Source organism: Sphingobium sp. TB-6, assembly GCF_012927365.1.
In the GTDB taxonomy this organism is placed as follows: Bacteria; Pseudomonadota; Alphaproteobacteria; order Sphingomonadales; family Sphingomonadaceae; genus Sphingobium.
This window is the reverse complement of sequence record NZ_JABBGL010000012.1, coordinates 97606-111128: the sequence shown is the minus strand read 5'-3', so window position 1 is coordinate 111128 and position 13523 is coordinate 97606. Positions and strand designations below refer to the sequence as shown.

Annotated in this window: 10 protein-coding genes; 2 read left to right on the top strand and 8 right to left on the bottom strand. The window is 61.1% G+C overall.

All coding sequences use genetic code 11. The features are described 5' to 3' along the window. Positions 1 to 33: 33 nt before the first annotated feature. From HHL26_RS16625 to HHL26_RS16610, 4 genes are all read right to left on the bottom strand, one after another. Positions 34 to 1386 (bottom strand): aminotransferase class III-fold pyridoxal phosphate-dependent enzyme, encoded by a 1353-nt coding sequence (locus HHL26_RS16625; RefSeq protein ID WP_169576226.1) that lies wholly within the window; start codon positions 1384 to 1386, stop codon positions 34 to 36. A gap of 261 nt (positions 1387 to 1647) precedes the next feature. Further along, on the bottom strand, positions 1648 to 2379 hold the full coding sequence (locus HHL26_RS16620) for a TetR/AcrR family transcriptional regulator (protein ID WP_169576225.1): 732 nt from the start codon (positions 2377 to 2379) through the stop codon (positions 1648 to 1650). Between the two features lie 47 nt (positions 2380 to 2426). After that, a complete protein-coding gene (locus tag HHL26_RS16615) occupies positions 2427 to 3173 on the bottom strand; it encodes a glucose 1-dehydrogenase (RefSeq protein ID WP_169576224.1) in 747 nt (248 codons plus the stop codon). Between the two features lie 12 nt (positions 3174 to 3185). Then, positions 3186 to 5546: a TonB-dependent receptor gene (locus HHL26_RS16610; protein ID WP_169576223.1), complete on the bottom strand. Its 2361-nt coding sequence runs from the start codon at positions 5544 to 5546 to the stop codon at positions 3186 to 3188. 335 nt (positions 5547 to 5881) lie between these two features. Between HHL26_RS16610 and HHL26_RS16605 the strand changes: the two genes are divergently transcribed. Beyond that, complete coding sequence (locus HHL26_RS16605) at positions 5882 to 7381, top strand: N,N-dimethylformamidase beta subunit family domain-containing protein (RefSeq protein WP_169576222.1); 1500 nt, start codon at positions 5882 to 5884, stop codon at positions 7379 to 7381. Here HHL26_RS16605 and HHL26_RS16600 read toward each other — a convergent pair. From HHL26_RS16600 to HHL26_RS16585, 4 genes are all read right to left on the bottom strand, one after another. Continuing rightward, positions 7361 to 8530, bottom strand: a complete 1170-nt coding sequence (locus HHL26_RS16600) for an MFS transporter (RefSeq protein ID WP_169576221.1) — start codon at positions 8528 to 8530, stop codon at positions 7361 to 7363. The two genes, HHL26_RS16605 and HHL26_RS16600, sit on opposite strands and share 21 nt — an antisense overlap. A gap of 70 nt (positions 8531 to 8600) precedes the next feature. Beyond that, a complete protein-coding gene (locus HHL26_RS16595) occupies positions 8601 to 9689 on the bottom strand; it encodes an acetoin dehydrogenase dihydrolipoyllysine-residue acetyltransferase subunit (protein WP_169576220.1) in 1089 nt (362 codons plus the stop codon). Further along, positions 9686 to 10708 carry an alpha-ketoacid dehydrogenase subunit beta gene (locus tag HHL26_RS16590; RefSeq protein ID WP_169576219.1) on the bottom strand — a complete coding sequence of 341 codons (1023 nt, stop codon included), beginning with the start codon at positions 10706 to 10708 and terminating at the stop codon, positions 9686 to 9688. Before HHL26_RS16590 ends, HHL26_RS16595 begins: the two co-directional genes overlap by 4 nt. A 10-nt stretch (positions 10709 to 10718) precedes the next feature. After that, on the bottom strand, positions 10719 to 11663 hold the full coding sequence (locus tag HHL26_RS16585) for a thiamine pyrophosphate-dependent dehydrogenase E1 component subunit alpha (protein ID WP_277349403.1): 945 nt from the start codon (positions 11661 to 11663) through the stop codon (positions 10719 to 10721). Between the two features lie 337 nt (positions 11664 to 12000). Between HHL26_RS16585 and HHL26_RS16580 the strand changes: the two genes are divergently transcribed. Then, positions 12001 to 13434, top strand: a complete 1434-nt coding sequence (locus tag HHL26_RS16580) for an aldehyde dehydrogenase family protein (RefSeq protein ID WP_169576217.1) — start codon at positions 12001 to 12003, stop codon at positions 13432 to 13434. Positions 13435 to 13523: the final 89 nt, after the last annotated feature.

The following is a 13523-nucleotide window of genomic DNA, read 5'->3' as shown; positions in this document are numbered from 1 at the left end:
GCACCGTGTCTGCCTGACGACCGGTGAACCAGCTCACTCGGGATCGGCGTCGACGGCGGCGATCACTTCACGGAGCGCGGCAAAAGTCCGTTGCAACTCCTCCACCGTGACGATCAACGGGAAGATGAACGCCACGCTTCCCCAAAGTTCGCGCGCAATCACGCCTCGCTCGAACAATCCGAGATTGACGCGGTGACAGAGCGCCGCCACATCCTCTTCCTTGCCGCTGGCCGCCTTGAACTCGACCGCCGCCATGACGCCGATCCCGCGAACATCGCCAACGATGCCGAACTGGTCCACGCCCTTCAGCCCCTCGACGATCGCCGGTTCGATCTCGCGCGACACGCGCTGCGCCAGTCCATTTTCAATGACGGCGATATTCGCCAGCGCGACAGCCGCGCCGACCGGATGCGCGCAATAGGTGAAGCCATGCTCGAAATCGTCCGGAGAAGCGTCCAACACCGACGTGACCTTCTTCGAGACGCCGACAGCCGACATCGGGAAATAACCGGAGGTCAGTCCCTTGGCCAGGGTTATCATGTCCGGCTCGAAACCGAATTTCTGATAGCCGAACATCTCGCCCGTCTTGCCGAAGCCGGTGACGACCTCATCCGCTATCAGGAGAATGTCGTGCCGGTCGCAGATGCGCCGCACTTCCGCCCAGTAGGAAGAGGGAGGAACGATGATCCCGGCGGTCGCCTGAATCGGTTCAGCGACAAAAACAGCGATCTTGTCGGCGCCAACCTCCAGGATGATGCGCTCGATCGATCGCGCCGCTTCGAGTCCGAAAGCGTCCGGATCGAGCCCATTTCCATATTTGTAATGAAAGGGCGCGTCCGCATGGCGGACCAGGCCCGGCAACGGCAGGCCGAACTGCGGATGATAGAGATCGAGCCCCGTCAGACTTGTCGCCACGATCGTATTGCCATGATAGCCATGCTTGCGCGCAATGAGCATGCGCTTTTCCGGCTGGCCGCGCAGCAGCCAATAATAATAGGCTATCTTGATCGCGCTTTCATTGGCGTCCGATCCTGTCGACGCGAAGAAAAAGCGGTCGAACACGTCGCCATTCATCGCAACAAGCTTGCTGGCGAGCGAAGCGGCATTCTCATTGGTCAGACCGGCGAAGCCGTGCGAATAGCTGAGGCGCGCCATGGCCTCCGCCGCCGCGCTACAGACCGACTCATTGCCGTAACCGATATTGACGCAGCCAAGCCCCGAAAGCCCGTCGAGATAGTCCCGCCCATCAATCGTGACATAGCTGCCCTTGGCCCGTTCGATGACCGTCACATCCTCGACATTCCGGTTCGAAGTCCGGGTCATCGGATGCAAATGATACCGAAGGTCGGTTTCGGCCGTCGCTGATGCCGTTGCCTGTGTAGCCACTATTTCCTCGCCTCAACTGTTCATTCATCGGTGAGGCATCACAATCACAGATAAATATCGATTATTCAATAGATGAAATGCATATAATTCCGTGAAATTGGAATTTAAACGAATAATTATCTGTTATTAGGTGAAGGGACACTATGGGTCATCCACGACCGTCGATGACGACGCGCGGCGAAGGGGAGGCTCCGCTCGGAACCGCCCGCTCGGCATGGGAAGTTAAAGGGGCGTTCTGCCCCTCAGGCAGTCAATCCGCGCTCAGGCATTTCCCACCGCAGCCCGTTCCGACGGCAGCGAGACCATCGGCGCTGTCCGCTTCGGCGCCAGTTCAGCGATGTAGCGGGTCAGGTAGGAATGATAGGCGCGCTCCGCTTCCACCGCATAATCGTCGGTGATGATATTGTGGCGAAGACAGGACAAGGACCAGACGCTGTCGCTCAACCCGATCGCGATCTCGATCTTGGGGCACAGGAAATCCGGGTCCGCGATGTGAAAATGCCGTTCATAGGTGCGGGCCAATATGCGCGCATAGCTCTCATTGCCCTGGATGTCCGCCATCCGCACCTGCCAGCTATATTCCGACCCCAGGAAAAGCCGCCGCACCACTTCATGCCCGTTGTAGAACTGGCGCGCCCGCTCCCCTATGATGCGGAAGATGTCCCGCCAGTTCACCAGCTCGGCATGGTCGAGATCGGAGGCGATGATCTCCTCGAAAATCTGGAGATAGCGCTGCGCCACCGCCACGACCGCAGCCGCCATGCTGGGAAAGAAATGATAGACCGAAGCGGCGGGCACGCCCGCTGCCTCCGCAATGTCATAGAGGCTGAGATCGCCCGCGCCGCGTTCACCGATCAGCCGATCGGTCGTGTCAACCAGCAGTTCGAAGCGCAACCGCCCCTGCACCCGCTGCGGCGCGCGCGGAATAGTCGCGTTCGCGGCGATTTCCTTGGTTTTTTTCGTTTTCTTCGAAGGAGGTGGGGTTTGAGACATTGGGCTCGATGATGATGTTATGGACGCTATCGGGGGTTGATACGCGGTCAGAAGCCGCCTGTCACGTGAATCGCCTCTCCGGTGATCCATCGCGCTTCGTCAGACGCCAGGAAAATCGTCACCGGGGTGATGTCGTCGACCTGTCCTATCCGGCCCAGCGGCGTCGCGTCGACCAAGCCGCGTTCCCACTCGCCGCCCAGCAGTCCAGCCGCCCGCACCCCCTCCGTCTCGACCGCGCCGGGATGAATCACATTGACCCGGATATTGCGCGGTCCCAACTCCTTGGCGAAGATGGAGGTGACCTTGCCGAGCGCGGCCTTCGTCGCGCTGTAGATTGCGGTGGTGGGCAGGATCGCCCGCGCCGCTGCCGAGCCGATATTGATGATGGACCCGCCTTCTGGTCCCATAAGGGCCGCCGCCTCCCTCATCATCAAAATGGGCCCAAGCAGATTCACGTCGAAATGCTGATGGAAACTTTCGACCGTGATCTCCTCCAGGCTCTGATAATGATAGTAGCCCGCATTGTTCACCACGATATCCAGCCTGCCGAACACATCCACAGCGGTTTGCATCAGCGCCCTCGAGACATGTTCCTCGCGAACATCGCCCTGAACCACCTCGGCCTTGCCGCCGGCCCGCCGGATATTCCCGGCCACCGCCTCCGCACCCGCCCGGTCGGCGCTGTAGTTGACGATGACGGATGCGCCGGCGGCGGCCATCCCACCCGCAATATCCGCACCGATGCCCTTTGAGGCACCGGTCACGACGGCCACTTTACCCTCCAGCACCTTCATCGGTCGCCTTCCTCAATATTTGTAGCTGAACTGCACGCCGTAGGTGGCGGGTATACCGGCATAGCGGGTGATAACGTCGACAAGATGGCTGGCCGAGCTCCAATAATATTGGTTGGTGATGTTGCGCCCGAACGCGCCGATGCGCCACTTGCCCGACGGATCCTCAATGCCGGCGCGCACGTCGATCAGCGTGTAGGAGCGCACCCTGAACTCCGGCAATTCGCCAAAACCGCCATTCGTTGCGCCCTGGTGATTGGCGTTCGCGCCGATGAAGAAGCCGACCCGATCGTTCATCGCCCAGCGATATTCGGCGTCAAGATTACCGGACCATTTGGGCGTGTACGGGAAGCGCTCTCCGGCGAAATTGCCCTGCACGCCCAACGGCGTGAAGTTGGAGAAAGTACCGTCTATCTCCGAGAGTATATGGGTCACGGCCGGCGAGATGGTGAGCCCCTCGACCGGGCGCAGCACCGCCGACAGTTCGAACCCCTGTATGTGCGATTTGGGGATGTTGATGAGCGCCTCGAGATTGCCGAAGATCGGGTCCTGAAGCTTGCCGCGGATCTGCTTGTCTTCATATTTGTAATAGAAACCCGCACCGTTCAACTGCACCTTGCGGTCCAGCAGCGACAATTTGAAACCAGCCTCGAACGCCAGCACGGTTTCCTGCGTGACGGGCGAGAATTGCACGGAGGAAGACGCCGAAAGCGTCGGGAAGCTGCCCGATTTATAACCACGGCTCACATTGGCATAGAGCAACGTCTGCGGATCGACCTGCCAGTCCAGGCCCGCGCGCCAGGATATATTGTCCTGGTTCAGCCTGTCGCGAACGATGCCGTTGCTAAGGTCGGGCAGAATCGTGCCGCAAGCCCCCGGCGCCAGCGTGGACGGCCCCGCGACGCCGCGCAGGACGTTCGACAGAAGGCCGAAGACCGCAGACGCTTCACCGCTGCCCGCATCGAAACTGCAACCGGCGAAGGAGCGGCGCACATCCGTGTAGCGAAGGCCGCCATGCAGCGTGACCGACGGCGCGATTTCATAATCGACATTGCCGTAAATGGCGGCGGTCTTGATGTTCTGCCGCGTCTGATTGACCAGATCGGTCAAGGGCAGGCCAAGCGCCGAGGACGAGCTGGAATCCCGGAAAAGGATCAGATTGCTGTCCAGCGTGCGGTCGGAACTATAGTTGCCGCCGACGATCCAGTGCCCGGCCGAACCGAAATCCCCGCTGAGGCGGAGTTCCTGAAAAAAGGTCGAGACATGTCCGGTTTGCAGTACATAGAAATTCTGGAAACTCGTCCCGTCCGAATCGATCGGCTGGTCCCGGTCGAAATATTGATAGGCGGAAATGGATGTGATCGTCACATCGTCCGTCAGCGAATAATCGAGACGCGCCGATCCGTGCAGGAAATAATTGTCCCGCCGGAAGGACGTGTTCGGGTCCCAATCGGCGGCGCGGCTGCTGCGCGGCGCCAGTGGATAGGCCTGAAGACCGGCGGGAATGGGAACCAGGTCGGTCTGCGGCGCGATGCCGATCGCCTGTGCGGCGGGCGTGTCGGATCGATCCCGCCATGCATTCAGGTTGATCGATATTTTCAGCCTTTCCAACGGCTGCCAATCGATCAGAAGCCGTCCCTGCACCTTGGCCTGCCGTCCCAGCGTGTCGTTGCGCGTATAGCTTCGCTGCCAATCGTCTCCGCGAAGGCCGCGCACCGCTAGCCGGACCTTCAACGTATCAGACAACGGGCCGCTGACATAGGCCTGCGCATCGACCGTGTTGAAGCGACCGTAGCTCAGGTCGACACCGGCGGCGAGACGATCGGTCGGCTTGGCGGCGATGTAGTTGACCGCGCCGCCCGTCGAGTTCTGGCCGTAGAGCGTGCCCTGCGGCCCCTTGAGCACCTCGACGCGCTCCAGATCGAGCGCCGCGCCGTCGGCTTCAGCGGGAAACGGGATCGGAACCTCGTCCACATAGATGCTGACTGCCGGACTTGCGGCCAGGCTGTTCTCCTGGAAACCGATGCCGCGTATCGTGTAGACGGGCGTGGCGTAGGCCGATTGCGTGAAGTTGAAGCCAGGAACGACCTTGATCAGTTGCGAGGTATCGACAACGCCCTGCCGCACAAGCTGGTCGCCGCTGAAAGCCGTGATCGACATGCCGACCTTGTTGACCGATTCCGATCGTTTCTGCGCCGTCACCACGATGTCGCCAGCGTCCAATCTTGGCGCGGAAGCCTCATCGCCCGCCGCCTCGGAGGCGGGCTCTCCGGCGATCTGGGATTGGGCGGGTGAAACGCCCAACAGCAAGCCGGCAGCTGTCAGCGAAAGTGCTGAGGCGGAAACGAAAAGACTATGACGAGGCTCCTTGGTCATTGATATTCCCTTCCCTGAATTTCGCGACGGCGAATGCCCGTCGCGCTCCCTTTTTATGCTGGACGAATTCAGCCCTTCATCGCGTTCAAACGCCCTGGCCTTATGAAAGTTAATCGATATATATCGTATAATGTCTCGTCAAGAGGAGAGTCGCTCATTTCTTCGGCGGTTCCATAAACCTCGGAAAATAAGCTTATTTCTTTTGGTTTTTCGATATTATTCTTTGATCTGTTCCGAGAACGAGAACATTCCTCACCTCCCTTGCAACGAACAGAAAGAGTGTTTAATCGATAGTAATCGTGTTATAAGCCTTTAAGTGATGCGGGAGTGAAGACATGCTTCAAGCTTATTGTCGCAAACGATCCTATGCAGGCGGAGACCTCGTAGAACTTTGCGTATCGACCGATGCCAAATGGTTCGGCGTGGAGGTCATCCGGGACGGCATAGAGCCTAGGACTGTGTATCGAGCCGGTGACATCGCAGGCGAATATTATCCGGTGCCCGGCGACGCCGTGGAAAATGGCTGCGGATGGCCTGTCGCACTATCCTTTCCGGTAGGCGATGATTGGCGAAGCGGCTTCCACAAGATCCAGCTCACCTCATCCGACGGCGAGACGGCGGAAGCCTTCCTGATCGTGCGGGCGAAGGCACCGCAAGCCGCAATACTCTGGGTCATCGAGACGAACACCTGGAACGCCTATAATTTCTTCGGCGGCGCCAGCACCTACACGGCGGACGGCACGGCCTATGCGGCTGGCGCGGCGCGCGTATCGTTCCAGCGGCCGCTGCCGCCCGGCTTCATCAGCCTTCCCCGCGACGCCCATCGCCTGGCGACCGTCAAGGAGGTCGACACCAGCCTGCCCTACGGCAAATGGGCGGCCGAACAGGGGCTGACGCTCTGGACAGGCGCGGCGAGCTGGGGCCAATGGGGCCAGGCATTCACCCGCTGGCTGGAGAAGGAAGGCATCGCCGTCGACTATGCCGCCAGTTCCGATCTTCAGGATTATCCCGACCTCCTGTCCCGCTACCGGCTTATGCTTTCGGTTGGCCATGACGAATATTGGACGTGGGAGATGAGGGATACGGTCGAAACCTTCATCGCAAATGGCGGGAACGCGGCGTTTCTGTCCGGCAACACCGCTTATTGGCAGGTCAGGATCGAACGCAATGGCGAGCAGATGGTCGCCTACAAGGCCGCGGTGGATGACGATCCGGTGATCGGCACGCCGAACGAGCGGCACAATAGCGGCATCTGGTCCCACGCCCTCACCCGCCGCCCGGAAAATGAGATGACGGGCCTCAGCTTCACCCGTGGCGGATATGCCCGTCTGGCTGGTGCGACACCCGCTTCGGCCGGGGGCTATACCATCTACCGCGCCGACCACTGGGCGCTTGCGGGCACTGGCCTTAGCTATGGCGATCAACTTGGCGCCGACCTGTCGCTTGTCGGCTATGAGTGCGACGGCTGCGCGCTGACGTTGCGCGACGGACTGCCGTTTCCGACTGGGGAGGATGGAACGCCGCCGAACTTCGAAATCATCGGCATTGCGCCGGTGGCGCTGTGGACGCGGCAAACCGCGCCCGAGGGACTCTATCCCGAAGGCAGCCTCTCCGACCTCGAACTTGTCTGCCAGCAGGTCGCGGGCAACCGCGATGAAGCGACGCTGCAACGCTTCGCGCACGGTCACGCCGTAATGGGATGCTATACTCGACAAGGCGGCGGCACCGTCTTCAGCGGCGGCACGACCGACTGGACTTACGCGCTGGCCGATCCGCAGGTTGCGCAGATCACGCGCAATATAGTGGCGAAGCTGTCAGCCGTCGAGGCTGGCTAAGCGGACCGGCGGGGCTGATCCTGGACGGAAGATGAAGAGATACAGTCCCGCCGCCGTCACAAATGCCGCAATGCCGAAGACGAATGCCCCGATCACGCTGGCGCCCACCAGGGCGGAGGCGATCAGCGGCCCCATGCTCAAGCCCGCCAATGTCAGCGGCATGACGAGAGGAGCCGTCATCCGCGACGCGTCAGCCTCTATGACAAGATCCATCGCGAACGGCAGGCAGGCTTGCCAGCAGAAGCCGAACACCGCCAGGCCGAAACTGAAACCGACAATGCCGGGTATCGCGATCAGCGTCATGACCGCCGCAGCCTGCACGATGACGCCGCCCGGCAGCACCAGACGGAAGGGCAATCGATAACCGACCAATGCGACGACGAGGCTGCCGATGATCTGAAACGCCAAGCTGATGGTGATCGCCACGCCGACCGACGCCGTCGTCAGACCCTGGCGCGCGCCCATCGGTTCGGCATAGCTCCAGCAGGCGCCAATCGCGGAGGCGGTGACGAGGGTGGCGGCCAGCGCCAGCACGACCTTGGGCGTCCAGGCGACGCGGCCGCCCGCCTCCTCGGGCTCGGGCGCGAGGCGATCGCGAATGACCACGGCAAGCGCGGCCGACAATAAACCCACCCCCGCCAATATGTAGAAACCCGATTCCACCCCATAGACGGGAAAGACTTTGACGGGCAGCAGATAGGCGAAGACAAGCTGCGGCGTCGCCCCAGCCGTAAGATAGATCGCGTTGAGCCGGGCCGGCGCCGCGCCATGGCTAATGGTCAGGATCGAGACGGCGATCATCGCGCCTTCCGCAAGCCCCGCCAGCGATCGCGCCCATGCGATCGTCATCACCGTGTCGGCGCTCGGCGTGATTGCATTGGCGAGCGCCATCAGCAGGCAGGCCGCGACGGCGATCCGCTTTCCTTGCGATCCCGCCATCAACCGCGCGCCGATCCATACGCCGAGCGCCATGCCGAGTACTTCGACGGTCGCAATCCAGCCAAGTTCGACCGCATTGATCTTGCCGGCGTTCAGCAGAGCCCCAAGCAGCAGCGGTTGTATGCCAAGGATCAGGATGCCGACCGCGCCGATCATCATGCTGAGCATGATCGTCCTGTTGGATTGAAAACCCTGCGACGCCTGGATCATGGCCCTACCCCCAATTGGAACGTGGACGGAGCGAGGCCGATAAATCGGCCTCGCTCCCTATATAGTTTCGTCAGCCTGCCGCCAATATGGACCGGATCGCGTCGGCAACAATGGCCGCCGCTTCCGCCTGCGGCATATGGCCGACGCCGTCCAGCAGCCTGCCGCCCTGCGCGGCGACCTGCTCGGGCGGAATGATCCGGTCAGCCTCGCCAGCGATCAGCGTGAGCGGACAGTCGAGGCGTTCCACATCGAAAACCTCGGCCTGACGCCCATCCTGGAGAATAGCCTCCTGAATGGCCGCCAATGCCATGTCGACGCCATCGAGCCGCTTATATTTGAGCACGTCATCCACCAGACTGCGCGTGACGAGGGATTCATCGGCAAACAGCATGCGCAGCGCCGCCTCCACATCCCGCTTCTTCTGGGCGGCGACGAAAGCCTCAAGATATTGGGCGTTGATGTCCCGGCCAAGCCCCATGGGGGCCAGGAGCGTGAGCGAGGCGACAAGATCCGGCTCCGCGGTCGCCAGCGCCAAACAGACGCCGCCGCCCATGGAATGCCCGACGAGATGAACCTTGCCGAGTCCCAGCGCGCGGATGAAACCGGCGACGATGGCCGCCTGTCCGCCCAGATCGGCCTTGCGGATGCTCTTGTCCGACGCGCCATGTCCCGGCAGGTCGACGGCAATGGTATCGGCATGCTGCGCCAGTTCATTCTGGACGAACACCCAGCCCATGGCGTCGCCGCCAAACCCATGGACGAAGAGCAGCGGCGCGCCTTCCCCATGGCGAAGATAGCTCAGAAGCTGACCATCGACCTCGACCGACTGGGGCCGCAAACTCTCCGCCGCCTCGCCATCATCCTCCGGCGGTTTGAAATCGGCGGCGAAGGCGTCGATCTCCTCCTCGCTCACGCCCGCATCGGCAATGACGCCCAGCAGAGTGCCGACAGGAATGGTCCGGCCAGGCAGAATGGTCTGGCGCCGCAGCACGCCCGCGGACGGCGCTTCCACCGTGCCCGCGAGCTTGGTCGACTCGATCTCGACAATGTCGACGCCGGCTGCAACCTCGCCCCCCAGCGGAACGAGCCATTCGGTCAGCGTGCCTTCTTCCATCGTCAGCCCCCAGCGGGGCATGGTGATCGCGGTGATGTCCGTCATGCTGGCACCTTGGCGTTTACGATGGACTGGACCGCGACGCAGATGTCGTCGGCATCGGGAATATAGGCGTCTTCCAGCGGCGCGGCGAACGGCACGGGGGCGTGCGGCGCCGTGACCAGCTTGATGGGGGCGCGAAGATGCTGAAAGCCGCGATCCGCGACAAGCGCCGCGACATCGGTCGCAAAGCTGCAACGGGGATTGGCTTCGTCCACCACCACCAGGCGTCCGGTCTCCTCGACGCTTTCGAGGATGGTGTCCGCATCGAGCGGAGAGGTCGTGCGCGGATCGATGATGGTCGCCTCAATGCCTTGCTGGGCCAGTCGTCCGGCCGCTTCGATCGCGGTGTGGACCTGCTTGGCGAGCGCGACGATGGTGACGTCCCGGCCTTCCCGGATGACATTGGCCTCGCCAAAGGGAATGGCATAGGCGCCGTCCGGCACCTCCTCCTCTATGTCGTACATCGCCTTATGTTCCAGGAATATCACGGGATCGTCATCGCGGATCGCCTGGATCAGCAATCCCTTGGCATCATAGGGTCCGGATGGCACGACGACCTTCAACCCCGGAATATGCGTGAAGATCGCGTGCAACGACTGCGAGTGCTGCGCGCCGGCGCGCAGGCCGGCGCCGGTCATCGCGCGAATGACGAGCGGCGTCCTGGCCTTGCCGCCGAACATATAGCGGAACTTGGCCGCCTGGTTGAATATCTGGTCGAAGCATACACCGAGGAAGTCGACGAACATCAATTCGGCAATCGGCCGGAGCCCAGTGATCGCCGCGCCAGCCGCGGCCCCCATGATGGCGCTTTCGGTGATCGGCGTATCGATCACCCGTTGACCGCCAAATTCGGAATAGAGTCCCCTGGTCACGCCGAGGACGCCGCCGAAATTCTCGTCGAGTTGGCCGGTACCGCCTTTACCGCCGGCCACATCCTCACCCAGCAGGATCACATTGGGATCGCGTCGCATTTCGAGGCGGATCGCTTCATTGATCGCCGTTCGCATTGATTTTTTTGGCATCGCTCTCGTCCTAGTAAGAAACGTAAACGTCTTGAGTCACGGCCGCCACGGGCGGCAGCGGGGCCGCCATCGCGATTTCGGCCGAACGCTCGATCAACTCATCGATTTCGCGATCGATCGCCGTCAGCGCGTCGGCATCCAAAAGGCCTGCATCGACCACCCTGCTGCGAAAGCTGGAGATTGGATCGAACAACCGCACCGCCGCCAGTTCCTCTGCGGAACGGTATGGCTGTTGATCGCCGGTGAAGTGGCCATGCCAACGCTTGACATCGATTTCCAGAAAGGCGGGAAGGCTTTCCTGCCGCGCCCGTTCGATCAACGTGCGAGCGGCATCATGGACCGCGAAGAAGTCATTCCCGTCAACTTTCACCGCCGTCAGTCCGAAACCGGCCGCCCGTTGCGCCAGGTCCACGCCTGCGCTGTGGTAACTTGCCGCGGTGAACTCGCCATATCCGTTGTTTTCCAGCACGAACAAGACGGGCACCTGAAGCACCACCGCCATGTTCAATGCCTCGGCCGTGGTGCCCTGATTGGACGCGCCGTCACCGAAAAAGGCCACCGCGACCGCTCCGGTACGGCGAACCTTGGCGGATAGCGCGGCGCCGACGGCCAGCGGCGGCGATCCGCCGACGATGCCGTTGGCGCCAAGCATGCCCTTGTCCAGATCGGCAATGTGCATTGAGCCGCCCTTGCCGCCACACAGGCCACCTTGCTTACCGTGGATCTCAAGCATCATCTCCTCGACGCCACAACCCTTCGCGATACAATGTCCATGACCACGATGGGTTGATCCGATCCAGTCGTCATCGGTCAGATTGAGGCACACACCCACTGCGGCGGCCTCCTCCCCGGCATAGAGATGCACGAAGCCCGGAATCAGCCCGGACATCGAATCGGCACCGACCCGCTCCTCAAACGCGCGGATTTTGACCATTCGACGATAGGCTTCGAGCATTGTCGCACGATCGAGCTGCATTCTTCTTTCCTCTCGATTTATGATCGATACATATCGATTAAAATCCGATACCACGTCAATCGAAATTTGCGCTCACTCGCCCAAATATTGAAATTTATCGTTGCTTCTGGCGATTAACCCGCCGATAAGATTGGTTGCCACCAGCACAATATGACGATAAATATCGTTTAATAAACGGACACTGGTCGGGAATCGTCGCCGCGCATGTCGCTTGAGCGATATGGGAGGTCGGCGCCTTCCCCGAACATGAACGGATCGACCGGGCGCTTCACAAGCGAAGCCCGGTGAGGACATGTCAGCCAACGAGGAGGATGCAATGCAAAATTTCGATTCGGACTATCGGATGCTCATAGACGGACGGCTCGTGACAACCCCAAAGACGTTCGAAGTCTATAATCCTGCAACCGAAGAGGTAATCGCAAACGCGCCTGAGGCCGGACGCGACCAGCTGGAAGAAGCGGTGGCAGCCGCCCGCCGGGCTTTTCCCGCATGGCGCGATACGCCCCTTGCGGAGCGCCAGCGGATCGTTGCGGCAATCGGCGCCGTCCTGGATGCGCATGCCGAAGAACTGATGCACCTTCTGACGCGCGAGCAGGGAAAGCCGCGTGCGGGCGCCCAATGGGAGATCGGCGGATCGTCAGCCTGGTGTCACGCACTGGCAGAACAGGCGCTCGACACAGAGACGATCGAGGAAGGCGATGGACGGCGCGTCGAAATGCGCCGCGTTCCGCTTGGCGTGGTCGGCGCAATCACGCCGTGGAATTTCCCGGTACTGCTCGCGATATGGAAGATCGCGCCCGCATTGGTCGCCGGCAACACGATCGTCCTGAAGCCATCACCCTATACGCCGCTCTGCACCTTGAAGCTTGGCGAGCTGCTGAAGGATGTCGTCCCCGCCGGCGTGCTGAACATCATAACGGGTGGCAACGATCTCGGCGCATGGATGACCTCGCACGACCTGATCGACAAGATCAGCTTCACCGGCTCTACCGCGACCGGGCGCAAAGTCATGGAGAGCGCGGCTGCAAACGTGAAACGCATCACGCTGGAACTTGGCGGCAACGATCCCGCGATCGTCTTGCCCGACGTCGATCCAAAGACCATCGCCCCGCAGCTCTTCTGGGCGGCATTTCAGAACAGCTCCCAATTCTGCGCCGCCGCCAAGCGTCTCTATATCCACGATGACGTTTATGACCTGGTCCGCGACGAACTGGTCGCCTATGCCAGGACGGTGAAGGTGGGTGACGGCTCTCAACAGGGTACGCAGCTTGGTCCGATCCAGAATCGCATGCAGTTCGAAAAGCTCAAGGATCTTCTGGCTGATACACGCCGACTGGGCGTAGACATTCCCGTCGGCGGCGAGGCCATGGACGGACCCGGCTTCTTCATTCCGGTCACGATCGTCGACAATCCGCCCGATGACAGCCGGATCGTGCGCGAGGAACCATTTGGCCCAGTGTTGCCGCTGCTGCGGTTCAAGGATATCGACGATGTGATCGCACGGGCGAACGACACCGAATATGGCCTCGCCGCTTCCATATGGTCAGCGGACGTGGAGCAAGCGAAGCGAATTGCCGAGCGCATCCAGGCGGGCACGGTATGGATCAATGAAATCCATGTCTTCGCGCCCCACATTGCTTTTGGCGGACACAAGCAGTCAGGGCTTGGCGTCGAGAATTCTCTGCACGGCTTGGCGGAGTATACCAATCTGCAAACCATCACTTCGCGTAAACTTGCAGCGACCGCCTAGAGCGTTTTCTAAGCAGATAGAATCATCTGCTGAATCGGAAAACGCGCCAAAACAAAGGCCTAGAGCATCGTGCGGAAAAGTGGGAACCG